At 67.8% G+C, this 22,652-nt stretch carries 22 protein-coding genes; 10 read left to right on the top strand and 12 right to left on the bottom strand.

Annotated elements, in window-relative coordinates; translation table 11 throughout:
* Positions 1-60: 60 nt before the first annotated feature.
* The 7 genes from moeB to QGG75_04655 all read right to left on the bottom strand — a co-directional run bounded on the left by moeB (position 61) and on the right by QGG75_04655 (position 6,433).
* Positions 61-882, bottom strand: coding sequence for a molybdopterin-synthase adenylyltransferase MoeB (gene moeB, locus QGG75_04685; protein ID MDP6066537.1), 822 nt, complete (start codon positions 880-882; stop codon positions 61-63).
* 6 nt (positions 883-888) lie between these two features.
* Positions 889-1,851, bottom strand: coding sequence for a cysteine synthase A (gene cysK, locus QGG75_04680; GenBank protein ID MDP6066536.1), 963 nt, complete (start codon positions 1,849-1,851; stop codon positions 889-891).
* Positions 1,852-1,860: 9 nt separating this feature from the next.
* Positions 1,861-2,316: an Rrf2 family transcriptional regulator gene (locus QGG75_04675; GenBank protein ID MDP6066535.1), complete on the bottom strand. Its 456-nt coding sequence runs from the start codon at positions 2,314-2,316 to the stop codon at positions 1,861-1,863.
* Positions 2,313-2,765: a dUTP diphosphatase gene (gene dut / locus QGG75_04670; GenBank protein MDP6066534.1), complete on the bottom strand. Its 453-nt coding sequence runs from the start codon at positions 2,763-2,765 to the stop codon at positions 2,313-2,315. The genes QGG75_04675 and dut overlap by 4 nt, the downstream gene beginning before the upstream one ends.
* 4 nt (positions 2,766-2,769) lie before the next feature.
* Positions 2,770-3,972, bottom strand: a complete 1,203-nt coding sequence (gene coaBC, locus QGG75_04665) for a bifunctional phosphopantothenoylcysteine decarboxylase/phosphopantothenate--cysteine ligase CoaBC (protein ID MDP6066533.1) — start codon at positions 3,970-3,972, stop codon at positions 2,770-2,772.
* 115 nt (positions 3,973-4,087) lie between these two features.
* A complete protein-coding gene (ubiB, locus tag QGG75_04660; GenBank protein ID MDP6066532.1) occupies positions 4,088-5,641 on the bottom strand; it encodes a 2-polyprenylphenol 6-hydroxylase in 1,554 nt (517 codons plus the stop codon).
* Positions 5,642-5,656: 15 nt separating this feature from the next.
* On the bottom strand, positions 5,657-6,433 hold the full coding sequence (locus tag QGG75_04655) for a class I SAM-dependent methyltransferase (protein ID MDP6066531.1): 777 nt from the start codon (positions 6,431-6,433) through the stop codon (positions 5,657-5,659).
* Between the two features lie 65 nt (positions 6,434-6,498).
* Here QGG75_04655 and mutM point away from each other — a divergent pair, with 65 nt between their 5' ends.
* The 10 genes from mutM to QGG75_04605 all read left to right on the top strand — a co-directional run bounded on the left by mutM (position 6,499) and on the right by QGG75_04605 (position 18,305).
* Positions 6,499-7,344 (top strand): bifunctional DNA-formamidopyrimidine glycosylase/DNA-(apurinic or apyrimidinic site) lyase, encoded by an 846-nt coding sequence (gene mutM / locus QGG75_04650; protein MDP6066530.1) that lies wholly within the window; start codon positions 6,499-6,501, stop codon positions 7,342-7,344.
* 68 nt (positions 7,345-7,412) lie between these two features.
* Positions 7,413-7,775, top strand: a complete 363-nt coding sequence (locus QGG75_04645) for a hypothetical protein (GenBank protein ID MDP6066529.1) — start codon at positions 7,413-7,415, stop codon at positions 7,773-7,775.
* Positions 7,776-7,844: 69 nt separating this feature from the next.
* Complete coding sequence (locus tag QGG75_04640; GenBank protein MDP6066528.1) at positions 7,845-8,621, top strand: enoyl-CoA hydratase; 777 nt, start codon at positions 7,845-7,847, stop codon at positions 8,619-8,621.
* A 114-nt stretch (positions 8,622-8,735) separates the two neighbouring features.
* Positions 8,736-9,002, top strand: coding sequence for a 30S ribosomal protein S20 (gene rpsT, locus QGG75_04635; GenBank protein MDP6066527.1), 267 nt, complete (start codon positions 8,736-8,738; stop codon positions 9,000-9,002).
* 407 nt (positions 9,003-9,409) lie between these two features.
* Positions 9,410-9,877, top strand: coding sequence for a rhodanese-like domain-containing protein (locus QGG75_04630; protein ID MDP6066526.1), 468 nt, complete (start codon positions 9,410-9,412; stop codon positions 9,875-9,877).
* 3 nt (positions 9,878-9,880) lie between these two features.
* A complete protein-coding gene (gene dnaA / locus QGG75_04625; protein MDP6066525.1) occupies positions 9,881-11,266 on the top strand; it encodes a chromosomal replication initiator protein DnaA in 1,386 nt (461 codons plus the stop codon).
* A gap of 292 nt (positions 11,267-11,558) precedes the next feature.
* Positions 11,559-12,677, top strand: a complete 1,119-nt coding sequence (dnaN, locus tag QGG75_04620; protein ID MDP6066524.1) for a DNA polymerase III subunit beta — start codon at positions 11,559-11,561, stop codon at positions 12,675-12,677.
* Positions 12,678-12,769: 92 nt separating this feature from the next.
* The gene (recF, locus tag QGG75_04615; GenBank protein MDP6066523.1) at positions 12,770-13,936 is read left to right on the top strand and encodes a DNA replication/repair protein RecF; all 1,167 of its coding nucleotides are present in this window, start codon (positions 12,770-12,772) and stop codon (positions 13,934-13,936) included.
* A gap of 11 nt (positions 13,937-13,947) precedes the next feature.
* Positions 13,948-16,395, top strand: a complete 2,448-nt coding sequence (gene gyrB / locus QGG75_04610) for a DNA topoisomerase (ATP-hydrolyzing) subunit B (GenBank protein MDP6066522.1) — start codon at positions 13,948-13,950, stop codon at positions 16,393-16,395.
* A gap of 35 nt (positions 16,396-16,430) precedes the next feature.
* A complete protein-coding gene (locus QGG75_04605) occupies positions 16,431-18,305 on the top strand; it encodes a PBP1A family penicillin-binding protein (protein MDP6066521.1) in 1,875 nt (624 codons plus the stop codon).
* 132 nt (positions 18,306-18,437) lie between these two features.
* Here QGG75_04605 and QGG75_04600 read toward each other — a convergent pair whose 3' ends face one another.
* The 5 genes from QGG75_04600 to QGG75_04580 all read right to left on the bottom strand — a co-directional run bounded on the left by QGG75_04600 (position 18,438) and on the right by QGG75_04580 (position 22,529).
* Entirely contained in the window at positions 18,438-19,448 is a 1,011-nt protein-coding gene (locus tag QGG75_04600; GenBank protein ID MDP6066520.1) for a cobalamin-independent methionine synthase II family protein, read from the bottom strand.
* A 17-nt stretch (positions 19,449-19,465) separates the two neighbouring features.
* On the bottom strand, positions 19,466-20,059 hold the full coding sequence (locus QGG75_04595) for a DUF3501 family protein (protein MDP6066519.1): 594 nt from the start codon (positions 20,057-20,059) through the stop codon (positions 19,466-19,468).
* Positions 20,056-21,414 (bottom strand): heterodisulfide reductase-related iron-sulfur binding cluster, encoded by a 1,359-nt coding sequence (locus QGG75_04590; GenBank protein MDP6066518.1) that lies wholly within the window; start codon positions 21,412-21,414, stop codon positions 20,056-20,058. The genes QGG75_04595 and QGG75_04590 overlap by 4 nt, the downstream gene beginning before the upstream one ends.
* A gap of 90 nt (positions 21,415-21,504) precedes the next feature.
* Positions 21,505-21,924: a rubrerythrin family protein gene (locus tag QGG75_04585; protein MDP6066517.1), complete on the bottom strand. Its 420-nt coding sequence runs from the start codon at positions 21,922-21,924 to the stop codon at positions 21,505-21,507.
* 182 nt (positions 21,925-22,106) lie between these two features.
* A complete protein-coding gene (locus QGG75_04580; GenBank protein ID MDP6066516.1) occupies positions 22,107-22,529 on the bottom strand; it encodes a Fur family transcriptional regulator in 423 nt (140 codons plus the stop codon).
* Positions 22,530-22,652 lie beyond the last annotated feature (123 nt).

Here is a 22,652-nt window from a genome sequence, read left to right as displayed (position 1 = left end):
TTGGCCGCCGCCTCAATGGCGGCTTGATACCGCACCCGAATTAATCATTCGGATTCGGTATCATAGGTTTCGCTGGGCGTCTTCGTCGCCGCCCCGGTGCTGCGAAAGATCGGTAATACTGGCCTCGGGGCCGCAGAGCCGGCAGTTGGGGTCGGGGCGGACGCGCACCTTGCGCCAGGTGGTGCCGAGCGCCTCGTAGATCACCAGCCAGCCGGCCAGGCTGTCGCCCACACCGAGGATCTCCTTGATCACCTCGGTGGCCTGCAAGGATCCCATGGCCCCGGCCAGGGCGCCCAGCACGCCACCCTCGGCACAGCTCGGCACCAGGCCCGGCGGCGGCGCCTCGGGGTAGAGGCAGCGGTAGCAGGGATTGTCGCCACCCAGGTGCGAGCGGAAGGTCGAAAGCTGACCGTCGAAACGCAGGATCGAGGCTGAAACCAGGCTGCGTCCCGCCAGGTGGCAGGCGTCGGCGACCAGGAAGCGGGTGGCGAAATTGTCGCTGCCGTCGGCCACCAGGTCGTAAGCGGCGATCAGCTCAAGGGCGTTCTCGGCCGCCAGCCGGGTGGTGTGGGTCTCGACCACGACGTCCGGGTTTAGCGCCGCCGCGGTGCGTTGCGCGCTTTCGGTCTTGGGCTGGCCCAAACGGTCCAGCGTGTGGGCGATCTGGCGCTGCAGGTTGGAAGCGCTGACGGTGTCGTCGTCGACGATGCCGATGCGGCCCACACCGGCGGCGGCCAGGTACATCAAGAGCGGCGAGCCCAGCCCGCCGGCACCGACCAGCAGCACGCTCGATTGCAGCAGTTTTGCCTGGCCGATGCCGCCCACCTCGCGCAGCACGATGTGGCGGGCATAGCGCTCGATCTGTTCTTCGGAGAAATCCATGTTCGCTCAGAGCTCGTCGAAAAGCGCCGTGGTGACGTAGCGCTCGGCAAACGAGGGCACGATCACCACCAGCATCCGGCCCGCCATCTCGGGCCGGACACCGACCTCAAGTGCCGCGGCCAATGCTGCCCCGGAAGAAATACCCACCGGCAGACCCTCGAGCCGGGCCACCCGGCGGGCCGTCTCGAAGGCGGTTTCGTTGGCGATGGTGACGATCTCGTCGATCAACCCGGTGTCCAGCACCTGGGGCACGAAACCGGCGCCGATGCCCTGGATGGCGTGCGGTCCCGGCGGCCCGCCCGACAGCACCGGGCTATCCTCGGGCTCGACGGCGATCATCCTGAGCCCGGGCCGGCGTTGCTTGAGCACACCACCGACGCCGGTGAGCGTGCCGCCGGTGCCGACGCCCAGCACCACGGCATCGACCTGGCCGGCCGTGTCGTGCCAGATCTCCTCGGCCGTGGTGCGGCGGTGGACGTCGGGATTGGCCGGGTTCTCGAACTGCTGCGGCATGACCGCGTCGGGCAGCGCAGCGATCAGCTCCTCGGCCCGGGCGATGGCACCGGACATGCCGCGTTCGGCCGGGGTGAGCTCGATCTCGGCGCCCAGGATGCGCAGCATCTTGCGCCTTTCCGCGGACATGGTTTCGGGCATGGTCAGAATCAAACGGTAGCCCTTGGCGGTGCAGACGAAGGCCAAGGCGATGCCGGTGTTGCCCGAAGTCGGTTCGACCAGCACGGTCTCCGGGCCGAGCCGGCCGGCCGCCTCGAGGGCCTCTATCATGGCCACCCCGATGCGATCCTTGACGGAGCCCAGGGGATTGAAGAATTCGAGCTTGGCCACGATGTCGGCGCCGCAGCCGGCATCAAAGGCCAGGCGCTCGAGACGCACCAGCGGGGTGCGGCCGACGGTCTCCGAGATGTTGGCGTAAATGGCGCCGCCCGCTTGCGGGCTTTTTGATTTTGGCATGTAGGTGCCTCAGATGGCGAAATCGGCGCGCCGGCGGGCGTCGCTTTCGATGCCCAACTGATGGGCCTGGCGGCAGAGATCCTCGATGGTGATGGTGTCGAGCCGGCTCATCAAATCCTGGCGCAACTCATGCCACACCGGCCGCACCACCTGTTGGGCCAGCTCCGAGCCCTCTGCCCCCGTGATGGGATCGTCGGCCGCCTCGAGCTCGTAGATCACCCGGGCCACCTCGCCCACCGTGATGCGGCGGCGCTCGCGGGCCAGCCGGTAGCCGCCCTTGGGACCGCGCACGCCCTTGAGCACGCCGGCCCGCACCAGGCGCTGCATGACTTGCTCCAGGTAACGCTGGGGAATGTGCTGGCGCGCCGTGATGTCGCGCGATTGCACGGGATGGGGACCGGCGTTGTAGGCGATGTCGACCACCGCCTCGAGGGCGTGCACCATGCGCTTGGAAAGCCGGATCACCAGCCGCCTCCGGTCGAGCCAAATCCGCCGGCGCCACGGTCGCTGGCCACCAGGTCGTCCTGCGACCGCCAAACCACGCGAGTCACCGGCGCCACCACGAGCTGGGCGATGCGGTCGCCGCGCGTCACGCTGAAGGCCTGATCGCCGAAATTGGCCAGCACTACGCCGACCTCGCCGCGATAGTCGGCATCGATGGTGCCGGGGCTATTGAGCACGGTGACGCCGTTTTTCAATGCCAGGCCCGAGCGCGGCCGCACTTGCGCCTCGAAACCGGCCGGCAGGGCCAGGGCCAGGCCGGTGGGAATCAGCGCCCGGGCGCCCGGCTCGAGCACCACCGGATCGGTCACGGCGGCGCGCAAATCGAGCCCGGCCGCGAGATCGGATTCGTAGGCCGGCAACTCCAGGCCGGCAGCGTGGGGAAGCTGGGTGATCGCAACCTCGAGCGTCATCGCGCTAGCCCGCGAAATGATCCGCTATGCGCCGGCCCAAACGCTCGGCCACCGCCTGTTTGCTGAGCTTGGGCCAGGCTTCGCTGGCATCGCCTTCTATCAAGTGAACGGTATTGTGCTCGCCGCCGAAAGTGCCGCTCTGGCTGGAAACGTCGTTGGCGACCAGCCAGTCGCAGCCCTTGCGCCGGCACTTGGCGAGGGCGTTTTCGACCACGTTTTCGGTCTCGGCGGCAAAACCGACGACCAGCGCCGGGCGCTGCTCGGCGAGGCCGGCGATGGTGGCCAGGATGTCGGGGTTCTCGACGAAACTGAGCTCGGGCGGCCCGGCGCCGTCCTTCTTCATCTTGCCGCTGGCCGGGGCGGCAATGCGCCAATCCGCCACGGCCGCGGCACAAACCGCGATGTCGACCGGCAGCGCCGCCTGGCAGGCATCCAACATCTGGCGCGCCGTCTCGACCCGCACCACCTCGACGCCGGCCGGGTCGGCCTCGGCGCTGGGGCCCGTGACCAGCGTCGCCGCCGCCCCCAAGGCGGCCAGGGCGCCGGCCACGGCGTGGCCCTGTTTGCCGGACGAATGGTTGGAGATGTAGCGCACCGGATCGATGGGCTCGCGCGTCGGGCCCGAGGTGATCAGCGCCCGCCGGCCCGCCAGCGGCGTTCCCGCCGGGGCCAGCAGCTCGCTAATGCGGGCCAAGATGGTGGCCGGCTCGGCCATGCGGCCCGAACCGATTTCGCCGCAGGCCAGGTCGCCGGCCTCGGGGCCGACCATGAGAACACCGTCGTCGACCAGCCGCGTGGCGTTGCGCTGGGTGGCCTCGTGGGCCCACATCTGTAGGTTCATGGCCGGCGCCATCAGCACCGGCTTGTCGGTGGCCAAGAGCGCCGTGGTGGCCAGATCGTCGGCGATGCCGGCGGCGGCCTTGGCCATGATGTTGGCGGTGGCCGGCGCCACCACCACCAGGTCGGCCTCGCGCGAGAGGCGAATGTGGCCCATCTCGCTTTCGTCGGTCAGCGAGAAAAGGTCCTGGTAGGCCCGCTCGCCACTCAGCGCCGCCACGGAAAGGGGCGTCACGAATTGCGCCCCGGATTTCGTCAGGATGGTGCGCACGCCGACGCCGCGCTCGCCCAGGCGGCGGATCAGCTCGAGCGTCTTGTAGGCGGCGATGCCGCCGGAGATGATCAACAGGATACGTTTGCCATTCAGCACGACGGATACCTATTTTCGAAAAAAGGCCTAATTCACGCAAAATGCCTGTGGAACTCCACCGCAGCCTAGCTCTCCACGATAATCAACGCAAGGCCCGCAAGACCTCCTCTGGGGGCTACATTTTGGCTGCCAGCAGCAGCACCAAGCCCACCGCCACGGCGAACAGCAGCATCGGCACCAGGCCGCGCCGCCGCGCCGCCTGGTAGGCAATGGCGCGTTCGCTGTCAGGGTGGAGGCGCAGGCCTCGGGGCGTCAAGGCGCTGGCGGCGAATTGGGCCTTTTCCATCAGCCCGGGGATTTGGCGCATGGTGGCGGCGGCCTCGTCCACGGTGTCGCGTACGGCGGCTTCGGGTCCCAGGTTCTGTTTGACCCAGTCGGCCAGGAAGGGCTTGGCGATTTCCCAGAAGTTGGCGCCGGGGCCCAGGTTGCGGCACACCCCTTCGGCCACCACCATGGTCTTTTGCAAGAGCAGCAACTGGGGCTGGGTCTGCATGGCGAAGGTTTCGGTGATGCGAAAGAGCTGGGCCAAAAGGCGGGCGATGGAGATCTCGTTCAGCGGCCGGCCCTGGATGGGTTCGCCGATGGAGCGGCAGGCCTGGGTGAAAAGATCGAGGGATTTGTGCATTGGTACGTAGCCGGCCTCGAAATGGACCTCGGCGGCGCGGCGATATTCGCCGGTGAGGAAGGCCAGCAGCACCTCGGCGACGTAGCGCCGGGTGCGGCGGTCGAGCCGGCCCATGATGCCGAAATCGACCGCGATGATGTTGCCGTCTGGGTCGACGAAAAGGTTTCCCTGGTGCAAATCGGCGTGGAAGAAGCCGTCGCGGAAGGCCTGCCTGAGAAAAGCCAGCAGCACCTTGGCGGCCACCGCGTCGAGGTCGTGGCCGGCCGCCTTCAGGGCTTCGATATCGTCGATCGGGATGCCCTCGATGCGTTCCAGCGTCAGCACCCTCCGTTCGGTGCGGCTCCAGTCGACCTGGGGCACGCGAAAGCTCTCGTCGCCCTCGAAGTTCTCCGCCAGTTCCGAGGCCGCGGCTGCCTCGAGGCGCAGGTCCAACTCGAGATCGACGGTGTCGTTGAAGGTGTGCACGACTTCGACGGGGCGCAGGCGGCGGAAGTCGGGCTGGAAGGACTCGACCATTTCGGCCAGCCAATAAAACAGCTCGAGGTCGCGCTGGAAGGCCTGCTCGATGCCGGGCCGCAGTACCTTGACGGCGACCAAGGCACCGTCGCTGGTTTCGGCCATGTGAACCTGGGCGATCGAGGCGGCGGCCAACGGTTGGTCGTCGAAGCGGGCGTACATCTCGTCCAGCGGACGGTCGAACTCGGTCTCGACGATCTGGCGCGCAGCATCGGCGGCAAAGGGCGGCAACTGGTCGCGCAGCTCACCCAGATCGGCGGCGATGGCATCGCCGGCGACATCGGGCCGGGTCGACAGCGCCTGGCCGAACTTGATGAAGCTGGGGCCCAGTTCCTGCAGCGCCGCGGCCAGGCGCTGGCCAGGCCTGAGCTCGCCCGGCAAACGCCCCGGCGGCCCGGCCAGCAACTTCAGGCCGCGCACCAGATAGGGCGGCAGGCCGGCGCCATCGAGCGGAAACAAGGCGTCATGGCGCGCCAGGGTGCGGCCGATTCGGATCACCCGGCCCAGATTGCGCAGCGCTCGTATCACCTCAGCCCCCGGAACTCAGAGCCGCCAGGCCGAGTGCATGGCGGCGATGCCACCCGAGAGATTGCGTACCCGCACGCGGTCAAGGCCGGCCGCGCCGATCATGGCGGCAAAATCCTGCTGGTCGGGAAAGCGGCGGATGCTCTCGGCGAGATAGAGGTAGGCCTCGCGGTTGCCGGTCACGACCTCGCCCAGCGCCGGCAGCACGCGGAAGGAATAGGCATCGTATAGCGCCGTCAGACCGGGCAGCACCAGGCGGCTGAATTCGAGGCAGAGGAAGCGCCCGCCCGGGCGCAGCACGCGCCGCGCCTCGGCCAGGGCGGCGGCGATATGGCTGACGTTGCGGATGCCGAAGGCGATGGTGTAGGCGTCGACGCTGGCGTCGTCCAGCGGCAGCGCCTCGGCATCGGCACAGAGCCAGTCGACGCCGGCGACGAATCCGCGGTCCTGTGCCCGGTTGCGGCCAGCCTCGAGCATGTTCTGGTTGATGTCGCAGATGCTGGCCCGAAACCCGGCGCGCTGGGCCGCCTGGCCGCCTCCCAGGCTGTCGAGCACGCGGAACGAGATATCGCCGGTACCGCCGGCCACGTCCACGAGATGCATGCCCGGGCGCGGCTTCAGCCATTCCACCAGGGCGGCCTTCCAGAGCCGGTGAACGCCGCCGCTCATGAGGTCGTTCATCAGGTCGTAGCGCCCGGCGACGTCGTCGAAGACCTCGCGCACCAGGGCCGCCTTGTGCCGCCTGGCCACCGTGCGGAAGCCGAAATGGGTGGTGTCTGCGCGCCGCTGGTCCATTTCCGAACCATAGCGCAGGGCCGAGAGAGGCGCTACCTTGGGGCCACCAGCCGAACGAGTGCGCCATGCCTGAACTTCCCGAAGTCGAAACCGTCTGCCGCGGCCTGCAGGGCCGCCTGGTGGGGCGGCGCATCCGCCGCCTGGAGCAGCGCCGGGCGGGGCTCAGGCTGCCCTTTCCCGAGAACTTTCCGGCCCGTCTCGAGGGCCGCCGCATCGAAGCCATCCGGCGCCGCGCCAAGTACCTCTTGTGGGATCTCGGCGACAGCGTGCTGATCGTCCACCTGGGCATGTCGGGACGGCTTATTTTTGCCGAGAACCACGAGCCCGGCCGGCACGAAAATTTCATCCCAGGCCGGCACGACCATGTCATCATCGAAACCGACGACGGCACCACCGTGGTCTTCAACGACGTGCGCCGCTTCGGCCTGATGGTGCTGGCCGCAACGGACGAGATCGAAAGCCACCCGTTGCTCGCCGGGCTGGGGCCCGAGCCCCTGGGCAACCGGTTCAACGCCGAGGATTTCTCGGCCCGCTTGCGCGGCCGGCAAACCCCCATCAAGGCGGCGCTCTTGGACCAAAAGATCGTCGCCGGGGTGGGCAACATCTATGCCTGCGAGGCGCTCTTCCGGGCCGGCATCTCGCCCCGCCGCCTGGCCGCCTCGGTGGCCGGCAAGCGGGCCGAACGGCTGGTGCCGGCGGTGCAGGCGGTGCTGCGCGACGCCATCGCGGCCGGCGGCTCGAGCTTGCGCGACTACGTCCAGGCCTCGGGCGAGCTGGGCTATTTCCAGCACGATTTTTCGGTCTACGGGCGCGAGGGAGAGAAGTGCCCGGGCTGCGATTGCGACGCCACCGTGCGCCGCATCAGCCAGGCCGGCCGCTCGACGTTCTATTGTGCCAAGCGCCAGCGTTGAGGGGGAACCGGAAAGCCGAATGCCGGGTACTGGACGGCGGCAGCTCGGGGGCGTTTACTAGGGGGATGATGATAGCACGAACGCTCGCACTGGCTTTGTTGCTGCTGGCGCTGTGGGCGGCGCCGGGCGGTGCCAAGGAGCGTTTTTTTGCCAGCCTCGAGGATTTGCCGCTGATGGCCGGCCTCAGCGAGGTGGCGGAGCTGGGCCTGGTCTACGACAAGCCCGAGGGGCGCATCGTCGAGGCCTATGCCCGGGGCCGGGTGGCGCCGGCCCGGGTGCTCGAGTTCTACGCCGAGACCCTGCCCCAGCTTGGCTGGACCGCCCAATCCAAAAGCCAATACCGCCGCGAGAGCGAAACTCTGATCATCCGATTTCCCCAGCCGGCAGGCGATGACGGCTTGTTGGTGCGGTTTTCCATCGCTCCGGGCTAAAGAGCACTATTGACAAGGGCGGTGCGATCTTGCACCACGCCCGGCGTCGCATCACTTATGGAGTCCCCCATGTCGTATGAATTCATCCTCGTCGAGAGCCGCGGCCCGGTGGGGCTGATCACGCTCAACCGGCCCGAAGCCCTGAACGCGCTCAGCACCCCGCTGGTGATTGAGATGGGCCAGGCGCTGAGCGCCTTCGAGGCCGACGCGGCGATCGGCGCCGTGGTCATCACGGGCAGCGAAAAGGCCTTCGCCGCCGGTGCCGACATCAAGGAGATGCAGCCCAAGAACTATGCCGACGTCTATCTCGAGAACTTCATCAGCCGCGACTGGGAAAGTGCGACGCAGAGCCGCAAACCGCTGATCGCGGCGGTGGCCGGCTTTGCGCTGGGCGGCGGCTGCGAACTGGCCATGATGTGCGACATCGCCATCGCCGCCGACACGGCGCGCTTCGGCCAGCCCGAGATCAAGCTCGGCATCATCCCCGGGGCCGGCGGCACCCAGCGCCTGACCCGGGCGGTGGGCAAGGCCAAGGCCATGGAGATGTGCCTCACCGGCCGCATGATGGACGCCGAGGAGGCCGAACGCGCCGGCCTGGTCTCCCGGGTCGTGCCGGCGGCCGAGCTGCTCGACGAAGCCATCAAGCTGGCGGGCGAGATCGCGGCGCTTTCGCTGCCCGTGGTGATGATGGTCAAGGACGCCGTCAACCGGGCCTTCGAGACCACGCTGGCCGAGGGCGTCAAGGCCGAGCGCCGCATCTTCCACGCCACCTTCGCGCTCGAGGACCAGAAAGAGGGCATGGCCGCCTTCATCGAAAAGCGCCCGCCCGACTTCAAAAACCGCTGATTGCCGCCGCCAGCCGGCTGATGTGCATCGCACTCAAGCGTTGACGGCAGCCGCTGCCGGCAGTATAAGCGCGCGGTCTTTCCGCCCGCAGAAGAATAGTAGAAAACCCGCACCATGCCGCATCACAAGTCCGCCAAGAAACGCATGCGCCGCGCCGAAACGCGTACCGCCGTCAACCGCGCCCGCAAGGGCCGCATCCACACCTTCATCCGCAAGGTCGAGGAGGCCATCGCGGCCAGTGACCCCGATGTCGCCAGGGCGGCGCTCAAGGCGGCCCAGCCCGAGATCATGCGCGGCACCAGCCATGGCGTGCTGCGCCCCAACACGGCGTCGCGGCGGGTCTCGCGGCTGTCGGCCCGGATCAAGGCGATGGCCGGCTGAAGAGCCGGACGGGAATGCCGCTGCGGCGGTCGGCAAAACCGCGCCTCGGGCGCGGTTTTTTTTGCCCCGCCGCACCGGCCCAACATCTAGTGGCGACCCGGGGTGGAGACGCAAGGCGGCCGAAGTTTTTTTTGTGTTCCCCTTTCGATCTCGTTGCGCCGGGACACGCTGTCAATTACTCTCGGATACAACGCTGCGGTTCACTAAATCAAGTGCAAGCAAAGTAAAAACCCGGCTCCGGGGCGAGCTATACGTGCGCTAGACTACCCTTGGGCCGACCCAGAGGGCTGGGCCTAAGTAAAAAACAAGTAATAGAATATCATGGTGGCCCGGCGGAAGTTTGCGGCAGCAGGGGCGGCAGCCGATTGGTTCTAAAAGTCGAAAGGTCTCCGGGGGCGGGTCCACGTATGTCTGGCGGAACACTCAACGAGACGACGACGACAGCGACTTCATCACCTGAGGGCTATGCCGGGGACATCCCGTCAGCCCTGGTCTGGCAGCAACTGGCCGACGATGCCGAGGCCGTGCTGGTCGATGTGCGGACCAATGCGGAGTGGTCCTACGTCGGCGTACCCGACCTCACGACGCTCGACAGGCGGCCGCTCAACGTCTCGTGGAAACTTTTTCCGGCGATGACCGGGAATGCCGATTTCCGGGGCCAGCTCGCAGCGGCGGGCCTGCGGCCCGGCCAGCCGATCTTCTTCCTCTGCCGCTCCGGCGTGCGCAGCCGGGCGGCGGCGCGGGCCATGACCGAAGCCGGTTTTGGGCCTTGCTACAACATCTCGGACGGCTTCGAGGGCGAGCGCAGCGAAGCCGGGCAACGCGGCACGACGGATGGCTGGCGCCACGCCGGACTGCCCTGGATCCAGGACTAGGGCGTGAGCCGGTCGGCCACCATCGCGGCGGAGATCGAGGCCCAGTGGGGCCGGGTGCGAAACCGCCTGCGCCACAAGGTCGGCGACGCCGCCTTCAACAGCTGGCTCCGGCCCCTGACGCTGGCCTCCTTGAGCGACGACCAGATCGTCATGACCCTGCCGACGCGTTTCATGCGCGATTGGGTGGTCTCGAACTATGCCGACAAGCTGCGCCTGTTGTGGGGCGAGGAAAACAACGCGGTGACTTCGGTGGATATCTTCGTGCGCCCGGCGGAGCTCGGCAACACGCTCGACGACGGCGCCGAAAGCGCGGCCAGTGGCCGGGTCGAAGCCGAAAACCTGGGCCCTGGCCGGGCCCTGGAACTGGGGGCACCGCTCGATCCGCGCTTCAGTTTCCGGAACTTCATCGCCGGCAAACCCAACGAACTGGCCTACGCCGCGGCGCGGCGCGTCGCCGAGGCGCCGGTGGTGCCCTTCAATCCGCTCTATCTCTATGGCGGCGTGGGCCTGGGCAAGACCCACCTGATGCACGCCATCGCCTGGCACATCCGCGAGGGCCAGCCCGAACGCAAGGTGATCTATCTCTCGGCCGAGAAGTTCATGTACCAGTTCATCCGGGCGCTCAGGTACAAGAACGTGATGGCCTTCAAGGACCAGTTCCGCTCGGTCGACGTATTGATGATCGACGACGTGCAGTTCATCGCCAACAAGAATTCCACCCAGGAGGAGTTCTTCCACACCTTCAACGCCCTGGTCGACCAGAACCGCCAAATCATCATCTCCGGCGACCGCTCGCCCTCCGACCTCGACGGCATGGAAGAGCGCATGCGCTCGCGGCTGGGCTGGGGCTTGGTGGCCGACATCCACGCCACCGACTACGAGCTGCGCATCGGCATCCTGCAAAGCAAGGCGGAACAGGCCGGTGCCAGCCACGTGCCCATGCGGGTGCTGGAATTCCTGGCCCATCGCATCACCTCCAACGTGCGCGAGCTGGAGGGCGCGCTGAACCGCGTGCTGGCGTACTCCAACCTGGTCGGCCGGCCCATCACGCTGGAGACAACGCAAGAAGTGCTGCGCGACCTGTTGCGGGCCAACGACCGCCGCGTCACCATCGACGACATCCAAAAGCGGGTGGCCGAGCACTTCAATATCCGCCTGGCCGACATGTATTCCGAGCGCCGCGCCCGGGCCGTGGCCCGGCCGCGCCAGGTGGCCATGTACCTGGCCAAACAACTGACCACCCGCTCGCTGCCCGAGATCGGGCGCAAGTTCGGCGGCCGCGACCACACCACGGTGATGTACGCGGTCAAGAAAATCACCGAGCTCAAGGAATCCGACGGCACCCTGGCCGAGGACATCGACCTCTTGCGGCGCATGCTGGAGGCCTGAATCCGGCCCCCGCCCGGCTGCCGCCGGGGTCTCGATTTCAGCGAATAAACGTGTGGCGGGGGTTGCCTTCTGCTATACTGCAAAACCGGAAATCGAGCTCTTTGCCCGGGATACTCCCGGGTTGCGCTCGAGGCTATCTTCCGGGACCGCGCGGCGGCGTTTGGCGACCCGGGTTTCCTGCTCACGAGCACGCTCACGGGCACGGCGAAAACGCCAGGGCTGACGGCCAGCCACGGCACGGTAACGCTGAAAAGCAGGTGACTTTTGTCCCCAACAAAGGGCGTAGGCAGGCATGAAACTGACAACCGAACGCGCTGACCTTCTGAGCTCGCTGGGCCACGTTCAGAGTGTCGTCGAGCGGCGCAACACCATTCCCATCCTGTCCAACGTGCTGCTCGAAGCGGCCGAGGGGGGGCTCAGCTTGACCGCCACCGACCTCGATCTGGCCATCGTCGACCGTGCCCCGGCCGAGGTGGCGCAGGAAGGTGCCACCACGACGCCGGCCCACACGCTTTTCGACATCGTGCGCAAACTGCCCGACGGCGCCCAGGTCTCGCTGGGCCTGAGCGAGGACGGCGGCCGCCTCAACCTCACCGCCGGGCGCTCGGAGTTCAACCTGCCTTGCCTGCCGCGAGAGGACTTTCCGGCCATGGCCGAGGGCGAGCTGCCGCACCGCTTCATGATCGGAGGTAGCGAGCTGCGCCGCCTCATCGACAAGACCCGTTTTGCCGTCTCGACCGAAGAGACGCGCTACTACCTCAACGGCATCTACCTGCACGCCGCCGAGGCCGGGGGCGTGGCCATGCTGCGCGCGGTGGCCACCGACGGCCATCGCCTGGCCCGGGTCGACACGCCGCTGCCCGAAGGCGCCGCCGGCATACCGGGCGTCATCGCGCCGAGAAAGGCGGTGGGCGAACTGCGTAAGCTGATCGAGGAAAGCGACGGCGCCATCGAGGTGGCGCTATCGGACACCAAGATCCGCTTCGCCTTCGACCAGGCGGTGCTCACCTCGAAGCTCATCGACGGCACCTTTCCCGACTACCACCGGGTCATTCCCGAGGGCAACGACAAGCTGATGGAGTCCGACACCAAGGTTTTCGCGGAAGCCGTCGACCGCGTCTCGACGGTATCGACGGAGAAATCCCGGGCCGTCAAGCTGAGCCTCAGCCAGGGCCGGGCGGTGCTGGCCGCGAACAACCCCGACAGCGCCAGCGCCTCCGAGGAAATCGCCGTTTCCTACGACCAGGAGGCCATCGAAATAGGCTTTAATTCCCGCTACCTGCTCGACATCACGGCCCAGATCGAGGGCGACCAGACACAGTTCGTATTGGCCGACGCGGTGTCACCGACGCTGGTCCGCGACGGCAACGACGAAGGCGCCCTTTACGTGCTGATGCCCATGCGGGTGTGATGGCGGTGACGGCGGCGACAGCCAGGCCGGGACCTCTCGAGGCCGAGCCTCTCGAGGCCGGGCCCCTTGGGGCCGAGCCCAGCCAGCTGGCGGTGCGGCGCCTGGTGCTGACCGATTTCCGTAACTACCAGAGCCTGCGCCTGCAAGCCGGGGCCGACATGGTGGTGCTCAACGGCGCCAACGGCGCCGGCAAAACCAACCTTTTGGAAGCGCTATCGATGCTGGCCCCGGGACGCGGCCTGCGCCGGGCCCGGCTGGCCGACATGCAGCGCCACCAGGGCGCCAGGCCCTGGGCCGTGGCGGCCACGCTGGATACGGCGGGGGGAAAAGTCGAGGTGGGCAGCGGGCTGGCGGCCCTACCGCAGGTGCCTGAGGGGGGTGCGGACAGGGATCTCGAGACCCGGGCGCCGGGCGACCGCCGCCTGATCCGCATCGACGGCAAGACGGCAGCCACCGCCGGCGCCCTGGCGGACATCGCCTCGCTGGTCTGGCTGACGCCGCAGATGGACCGGCTTTTCATCGAGGGCGCGGCACCGCGCCGGCGCTTTCTGGATCGTCTGGTCTACGGCCTCGACAGCCAACACGCGGGCCGTGTATCGGCCTACGAGCGGGCGCTGAGGGAACGCTCGCGGCTCTTGCGGGGGGGGCAGGGGGGCTCGGCCAACGCCGCCTGGCTGGCCGCGCTGGAGGAAACCATGGCCGGCTACGGCATCGCCGTGGCGGTGGCCCGGCGTGACGCCGTGGCCCGCCTCAACGGCGCCATGAGCGCCGCCGGGCCGTTCCCCAGCGCCCGGCTCGAGATTGCCGGCAGCCTCGATACCTGGCTCGAGGCCGAGCCGGCGCTGGCCGTCGAGGAGCGCTTCCGGCACCAGCTCGAGGCCGGCCGGCGGCGCGACGGCGAGAGCGGCGGCGCCCAGCTGGGACCGCATCGCAGCGATCTGGTGGTCAGCGACGCCGGCCGCGATTTGGCGGCGGACAAGTGTTCCACCGGCGAGCAGAAGGCCCTGCTGATCGCCATCGTGCTGGCCGACGCCCGCCTGCAGTTGGCGCGCCGGGGCCGGCCGCCGATCATGCTGCTGGACGAGATCGCCGCCCATCTCGACGCCGAACGCCGGGCCGCGCTGTTTGCCGAAATCCAGGCCCTCGGTGCCCAGGCCTGGCTCAGCGGCAGCGACGCCGGGCTGTTTGCCGCGCTGGCCGGCCGGGCCCAGTTTTGCGAGCTTGAGGCCGGTCGGCTGGTGTCCGTCCCGGCTGGCTGAGAGGAAACCCGATGGCCGCCACGATCAGTGAACAACCCACCGCCGATGAGGCCACGGGGCCTGAAGACTACGGCGCCGATTCGATCAAAGTGCTGCGCGGCCTGGATGCCGTGCGCAAGCGCCCCGGCATGTACATCGGCGATACCGATGACGGCTCGGGGCTGCACCACATGGTTTACGAAGTCGTCGACAACGCCATCGACGAGGCCCTGGCCGGCTACTGCGACCGCGTCGAGGTGACCCTCAATCCCGAGGGCTCCGTCACCGTCAGCGACAACGGCCGCGGCATTCCCACCGACCTGCACGACGAGGAAGGCGTCTCGGCGGCCGAGGTCATCATGACGCAGCTCCATGCCGGCGGTAAGTTCGACCACAACTCCTACAAGGTGTCGGGCGGCCTGCACGGCGTCGGCGTCTCGGTGGTCAACGCCCTTTCGGGCACCCTGAACTTGCGCATCTGGCGTGACGGCAACGAACATTTCATGCGCTTCAAGGAAGGTGAGCCCGAGGCGCCGCTGGAGATCGTCGGCCAGGCCGAGCAGAGCGGCACCGAGATCGAGTTTAGCCCCTCGGACACGGTGTTTTCCGATACCGATTTCGATTTCGCCACCCTGGAGCACCGTTTGCGCGAGCTCGCTTTCCTCAATTCGGGCGTCACCATCGCGCTGAATGACGCCCGCGGCATCGAGCCGCAGCACACCGAACTTCACTACGTGGGTGGCGTCGAGGCCTTCGTCAAATACCTCGACCGCAACAAGACGGCGAGCCACGAGCCGCCCATCACCATAGCCGGCGAACGCGACGAGCTGGACCTCGATGTGGCGCTGCAGTGGAACAACAGCTACCACGAAAACGTGCTCTGCTTTACCAACAACATCCCGCAGCGCGACGGCGGCACCCATCTGGCCGGCTTGCGCGCGGCGCTGACCCGCACCATCAACGGCTACGCCAACAAAAGCGGCATCGCCAAGCGCGAGAAGGTCAACCTGACCGGCGAGGACGCCCGCGAGGGCTTGACCTGCGTGCTCTCGGTCAAAGTGCCCGACCCAAAGTTCTCCTCCCAGACCAAGGACAAGCTGGTGTCCTCGGAGGTGCGCCCGGCGGTCGAGGGCTTCATCGCCGACAAGCTGGGCCAATGGTTCGAGGAGCACCCGAGCGAGGCGCGGACCATCATCGGCAAGGTGGTCGAGGCGGCGGCGGCGCGCGAAGCGGCGCGCAAGGCGCGCGAGCTGACCAGGCGCAAGGGTGCTCTCGACATCTCCAGCCTGCCGGGCAAGCTGGCCGACTGCCAGGAGCGCGACCCGTCGAAGGCCGAACTCTTCTTGGTGGAGGGCGATTCGGCGGGTGGCTCGGCCAAGCAGGGCCGCGACCGCGGAACGCAAGCGGTGCTGCCGCTCAGGGGCAAGATCCTCAACGTCGAGCGCGCGCGTTTCGACAAGATGCTGTCGTCCACCGAGATCGGCACCCTGATCACGGCGTTGGGCACCGGCATCGGCCACGAGGACTTCGACCTCGAGAAGATCCGCTACCACCGCATCATCATCATGACCGACGCCGACGTCGACGGCGCCCATATCCGCACGCTCTTGCTGACCTTCTTCTATCGTCAGATGCGCGAGATCGTCGAGGCCGGCTACCTCTACATCGCCCAGCCGCCGCTCTACAAGGTCAGCCAAGGACGATCCGAACGCTATCTCAAGGACGAGCGCGAGCTCGAGGACTATCTCGTGGCACTAGGGATCGACGAGGCCGTGCTGACACTGCATACCGGTGAGCAGCGGGCCGGCGAAGATCTCATGGAACTGGTGCAAAAGGCCCGGGCCAGCCGCAAGCTTTTGGAATCGGTGGCCAGGCGCTACTCCTGGTCGGTGGTCGAGCAGACCGCCATCGCCGGCGCCCTCAACCCCGAGGCCCTGGCCGACAGCGACCGGGCCGCCACGGCCTGCGCCTACGTCGCCCGCCGCTTGGACCAGTTGGCCCCCGAGACCGAGCGCGGCTGGCAGGGCGAGACCACCGACGACGGCGGGCTGCGCTTCAGCCGCACCGTGCGCGGCGTGCGCGAGAGCCACCTCATCGACGGCCCGCTGATCCGCTCGGCCGATGCCCGCAAGCTCGACGACCAGTTGGGCCGCCAGCAGGAAACCTACCTGGTCCGCGCCGTGCTCACGCGCAAGGGCGAAGAGCTCATCATCCGCTCGCCCACCCAGTTGCTGGAGCAGGTGCTGGCGCTGGGCCGCAAGGGGCTGGCAATCCAGCGCTACAAGGGGCTGGGTGAGATGAATCCCGAACAGCTTTGGGAGACCACGCTCGATCCCGAGGTGCGCACCATCCTGCAGGTCAAGGTGAGCCACGCCGACGAGGCCGATGACCTGTTTTCCACCTTGATGGGCGATCTGGTGGAGCCGCGCCGCGACTTCATCCAGGAAAATGCCCTGGCCGTGGCCAACCTCGATGTCTAGGCGCCACGGGCGTTGATTCTTGCAGCGGCCGGGCGATGGCGAAAAAAGAGCCTTCCCCAGCCCGGCCCAGCCTGATCGGCCGCTTGGCCTATTGGCTGGCGGTGCTGGGCATCTGGGGCGCCGTGCTGCTGATCGGCGTGGTGGCTTGGTACGCCTACGACCTGCCCGACGTTGATGCCCCCGGCGCGCCGCGGCCGCGGCCGGCACTGTTACTGCATTACGCCGACGGCAGCCCGCTTGCCCGCTTCGGCGATCTCTACGGCGCCGAGGTGGCGCTCGACGAGCTGCCGCCGGTCATGCCCCAGGCCGTGCTGGCCATCGAGGACCGGCGCTTCCGCTGGCACTTCGGCATCGACCTGATCGGCCTGGCGCGGGCGGCGGTAGCCAACCTGCGCGCCGGCCGCATCGTCCAGGGTGGCAGTACGATCACCCAGCAACTGGCCAAGAACCTTTTCCTCAAGCCCGAACGCACGATCAAGCGCAAGGTCCAGGAGGTGCTGTTGGCGTTCTGGCTGGAGGCCAATTTCAGCAAGGACGAAATTCTTACGCTTTACCTGAACCGGGTCTACCTGGGGGCCGGCACCTATGGCGTCGAGGCGGCGGCGCAGCGCTATTTCGGCCTCTCGGCGCGGCGGCTCTCGCTGGGCCAGGCGGCGCTGCTGGCCGGCCTCTTGAAGGCGCCGACGCGCTATGCCCCCACCACCAGCCCCCGGCGCGCCCGTGGGCGCGCCCAGGTGGTGCTGGCCAGCATGGTGCGCTCGGGCGCCATCAGCCAAGCCCAGGCCACCACGGCGGGGCAGCGCCTGGCCGGTCTGCGGCCGCCTCGGAAGTTACCGGCGCGGACCCGGACCGGACGCTACGCCGCCGATTGGATCGTCGAGCAGGTGTCGGGCTACAGCGGCCACGCCCGGCGCGACATCTCCGTCACCACCACCCTGGACGCGGGGCTGCAAAAGCTCGCCGAGCGGGTCATCGAAAGCCAACTGGCAGCGGCCGGCAAACGTCTGGCGGTAAGCCAGGCGGCGCTGGTGGCGATGAGCCCGGCGGGTGCGGTGCGGGCCCTGGTGGGGGGGCGCGACTACCGCCTGAGCCAGTTCAATCGGGCCAGCCAGGCGCGCCGCCAACCGGGCTCGACCTTCAAGCTCTTCGTCTACCTGGCCGGGCTCGAGGCCGGCCTCAAGCCCGAGACGCAAATGCGCGACGAGCCGCTGACGGTGGCCGGCTGGTCGCCGCGCAACTATTCAGGCAAATATGCCGGCCCGGTCAGCCTGACCCAGGCCTTTGCGCGTTCGATCAACACGGTGGCCGTGAAGGTGGCGGAGCGGGCCGGGCGGCGCCGCGTCGTCGAGGCCGCGGCGCGGCTCGGCGTCACTTCGCCGCTGCCGGCCCACCCCTCGACGGCGCTCGGTACAGTTGGCATTTCACTGCTTGAAATGACCACGGCCTACGCCACCGTGGCGGCCGGCGGCCGGGGCGTCTGGAGCCACGGCATCAGCACCATCAGCGAGATTGGCGGGGCCCGGATTCATCGCCGTTCGGGCTCGGGCCCGGGCCGCGTCATGGCGCCCGGCGTGGCCGCCGACCTCGACGCCATGCTGCGCGCCGCGGTGGCGGAGGGCGGCGGACGGGCGGCCCGGCTGAGCATCGCCACGGCCGGCAAGACCGGCACCAGCCAGGGCCACCGCGACGCCTGGTTCATCGGCTATGCCGGCGACCTGGTGACCGGGGTGTGGGTCGGCAACGATGACGAAAAGGCCATGAAGCGGGTCACCGGCGCCGGCCTTCCGGCCCGCATCTGGCGCGCCTTCATGGCCCGGGCGGCAGTTGCAACGCCGGCCGAGGGCAGAGCGGCAAAGGCCGGCCGGCCGGTGGCGCCGGCAACCGTGGTCCCGGACGCGGCCGGCCGATAGGCTGGCCGGGGCGGCTAGAGGCCAGGTGCCGGTGGATCCGAAAGAACCGAGTTCAGCGCTGAACTCGGAAGTTTTTTCAAATAAAATCAGGTGGTTGAAGAACATCCAATCGAACGGCGTGCCGAGCGCGGGCTACAGGGATTTGGCGGCCGCCACCATGTTGGCGAGCTTTTGCCAGACGAACGATGCGTCCTCGTCGCGATAGGTGCCGAAGCCGCAATCGGGGGCCACGATCAGGCGCTCGGCGTCGACGTGTTGGAGGGCGGTTTTCAGGCGCTCGCGGATCTGCTCGACGGGCTCGACCTTGGTATCGAGGTTGGAGACGGCGCCGAACATCACCTTGGTGGTGGCCAGCTGTTCCAGGAATCCCAGGTCTTCGTGGTATTCCGAGGCGTCCTCGAGCGAGATCACGTCGGCCGCCGAGGCTTCGATGGCGGGCGCCAGCCGGGCGTAGGGCCGGGCCGGATTGCGGCCCTCCCGGTCACCGTCGACGGGGGCGTAGCCGCGGCAGATGTGGAGCACGCGATTGACTTCGGTAGGCAGCCCGGCAAAGCAGGCGTCGACGGCTTCGAAGCCGTAGGCCAGCGCCATCTCGGGCTGGAACCCGAGCTGCGGCTCGTCGAGCTGCAGCCAGCGGCAGCCGGCCTCGGCCAGCGCCCCCAGCTCGGTCCCAAGGGCTGCGGCAAAGGCCTGGCAGAGCGCCCGCTTGTCGCCGTAGTGCCGGTCGACGACGTATTCGCTGAGGGTCGCTGGTCCGGCCGTGGCGATCTTGACCGGTCGTGCGGTGAAGGACTGGGCCTGGCGCCAGTCGTCGACCAGCATAGCCGGGCCCGGCGAGAGCGGTCCGGTCACCACCACCTCGTCGCCATCACGTTCGACGCCGGCCATGTTGAGGCAGTTGTACTGCCAGTAGACCAGGCGCGAGAGCTCGCCGTCGACGGCCACGTCGAGGTCCAGTTGCACCCGCTTGAGCACGGCCAAAAACTGCTGCATGGCCAGCACGTCGGCCAGCGGCCGTTGCTGTTGCAGGCGGTCGTACTCGGCCCCGAAGGCGTCGGCGAAGATGTAGCCGCCGCCGCCGATGGCATAGGGCGTAAAGGTGTGCTTGGGCAGAGCGCCGACCAGCGTGGTTAGCAGCGGCATGGCGGGCTACCGGCGCCTCAGGCCAGATCCGCGGCCAGGGCCTGGCGCACCCGTTCGGAGAGCCGCGCCAAATGGGCATAGTTGGCGTGCTCGATGCCCAGCACGGCATCCTGGGCGGGATCCCGGAACGCCGCCGCCTGGTCGTCGCTCAGGGGAAAGTGGAGAAAATGCACCGCCGATGCCTTGCCCTTTTCGTCCGTGCGTTCGAGGTCGGCCTCGGGGACGGCGCACACCAGGCTTTGGCCGAGGCGCAGTTGCACCGTCTCCTCGATACCGCCCAGGCCAGCCAGCTCGCGGGCCCGGCGCTCGGGCTCCTCGATCTCCAGCATCAGCGTGGCAACGAGTTCACGACCCTGGGGGATCAGCGGATTGTAGGCCGCCAGCTCGCCCGCGATCTGTTCCTCGCCGCCCTTTTCGATGCGCAGCATCTCATGCACCTGATGCCACATGGTGTCGTAGTTTTCGAAATAGAACGTAGCGAAAGGGCCGACCTCGAGGCGGCGGTCGGCCTTCAGCGCCATCAGCTCCCGGCGCCTTTGGCGGCGCTCGGCGGCATAGGCCTCGGGGGCCATGATGTCGGCCCGGGTGAGGCGGCGCTGGGCCGCGCTCATGGCTGGGCCGCGCCTTCGAGGCCCCAGGCCCGGGCCATCAGCTCGATGGGGTGATAGGCCCGATCCGGGACCCCGGGCCCGGCCGCCTCGAGGCGCCCGATCCCCTGCACCACGTGGGCGCCGGCCAGCGGGCATTCCGAGGCCAGCCATTGCCGGCCCGCTTCGGCCGCCTGGCGGGCCACCGGCCGGCCGACCTTGATGGCAACCTCGAAATTTTCCTTCATCATGCCCCAGGAGCCGCCATGGCCCGAGCAACGTTCGATCAGGCTGAGTTCGGTGTCGGGTAAAAGACGCAGCATCTCGGCCGCCTTGGGGCCCATGTTCTGGGCTCGGGCGTGGCAGGCCAGATGTAGCGCCACGCCGCCCTCGAGGGCCCCCAAGCCAGGCGCCAGGCCCTCGTTGGCGGCAATGTCGACGAGGTATTGGCAGATGTCGACGCTGGCTTCGCAGAGCCGCCGCACGGCCGCGTCGTCGGGCAGCAACAACGGCCACTCGAACTTCAGCATCAGCGCACAGCTCGGCGTCAGCGCCACGACGTCGCGGCCCTCGTCGAGCGCCGGTGCCAAGGCCTGGGCCACCCGGCGCGCCTGGGCCGCCACCGCCTCCAGGTCGCCGTGCTCGAACTGGGGCATACCGCAGCAGCCTGGGTGCGCGACCTGGGCATCGACGCCGTTATGGGCCAGCACGAGGCGCGCCGCCTGGCCGCTGGCGGTGTTGTTGTAATTGACGAAGCAGGTGGCGAAGAGCACCGCCTGGCGGCCCATGGCCGGCGCCTGGCGGTTGATCTCGAGCGGCTGGCCTGCCGCCTCGGCGACCAGCGTGCGGGCACAAAAGCGCGGCACCTCGGCCTCGCGGTGGATACCGACGACACCCTCCATGAGCGGCCGCGTCAGGCCGTTGCCAGAGGTCGAGGCCCAGTTGACCAGCGGCGCCAGAGCTCCGGCCAGGCGGCCGTTGCGGTCGGTCCGACCCAGCTGACGCTGCCACAAGCCGACACGGCCGGCGGCGAATTCAGCGGCCCGGGCGCGCAGCATGAGGTGGGGGAAATCGAGGTCGAACTCGTGCGGCGGCACGTAGGGACACTTGGTCATGAAACAGAGATCGCAAAGCGTGCAGGCCGCCACCACCGGGGCATAGTCGGCCGGCGACACGGAATCGAGCTCGCCCGTCCTGGATTCGTCGATGAGGTCGAAGAGGCGGGGAAAACTGTCGCAAAGATTGAAACAACGCCGGCAGCCGTGGCAGATGTCGAAGACCCGTGTAAGCTCGGCCTCGATCTTGTCGGCGGCGAGAAAATCCGCCTCCCTCCAGGCCAGGGGATGGCGGATGGGGGCTTGGGTGCTGCCTTCTTTCATACCGCCAAAGATGCGCGGAACGGCACTGCGAGGCAACGAAAAAGGGGAGCGTTTCCGCTCCCCTGTTTGCTGTTCGCAGACTGCGCTGCTTTAGCCCAATTCGTCGAGCGCGCGTTGGAAACGCCCGGCGTGCGACTTTTCCGCCTTGGCCAGGGTCTCGAACCATTCGGCGATCTCGTCGAAGCCCTCGTCACGGGCGGCCCGCGCCATGCCCGGGTACATATCGGTGTATTCGTGGGTTTCGCCGGCCACCGCGGCAACCAGGTTGTCGCTGGTGGCACCGATGGGCTTGCCGGTGGCCGGATCGCCGGTCTCTTCGAGATACTCCAGGTGGCCGTGGGCGTGGCCGGTTTCGCCTTCGGCGGTGGAACGGAACACCGTGGCGACATCGGGATAGCCCTCGACGTCGGCTTTCTGGGCGAAATAGAGATAGCGGCGGTTGGCCTGGGACTCGCCGGCGAAGGCGTCCTTCAGGTTCTGTTCGGTCTTGCTTCCAGCTAGAGACGGCATCGGATTCTCCCTCATGGGCGTCATCGGAATGAGCGGTCGCGGCCGCACCGGCGGGGTTATCACGCGCCTCGGCGGTTCAACCTGGCCGCTACCTTACAAGGTATGTGGATGGGTATCGAGAAAAATCTAGAATGATTCCAAAAAAGAGTGCAACTCGATACCTTTCAAACCAAATTAGATGCCTACTCCTCCGCCTCCCGCAAGCGGACGACGACGGCGACGCTGTCGATCAGGGTCCCCGGCGGCGGCGGCGGCAGATCGTCGATGGAATAGGAAAGGCCCGGGATATCTTCCAGCCGGCCACTCTTTTCAAAGAAGAAATGGTGGTGCGGCGTGGTGTTGGTGTCGAAATACGAACGTCCCGAATCAACCACCACTTCGCGCAGCAGGCCCGCTTTGGTGAACTGGTGCAGCGTGTTGTAGACGGTTGCCAGGGACACCCTGACATTGGAGGCCAAGGCCTCGCTGTGCAGCACTTCGGCGGTTATGTGCCGGTCGCCGTCATCGAAAAGCAGCCTTGAAAGCGCCAGCCGCTGGCGGGTGGGACGGAGGTTGGCGGCCCTGAGCCGCGTCAAAGCCTCGAAATAGGGTCGTTGTTGTTCCACGGTGGCCTCAACGGTTCTGATAGACGACGATAGGTTCCGCCCCTTGGCGCCCCTACCCCTTAGATAGAACGCCTGACAAAAAAGCAAAGGGCTGAAGCCCAGCCCCGCGGGTTATTTTGAACT

Source organism: Alphaproteobacteria bacterium (assembly GCA_030740435.1).
Lineage (GTDB): Bacteria > Pseudomonadota > Alphaproteobacteria > UBA2966 > UBA2966.
The sequence above is the reverse complement of the archived record's forward strand: the minus strand, read 5'-3'. Positions and strand labels throughout refer to the sequence as shown.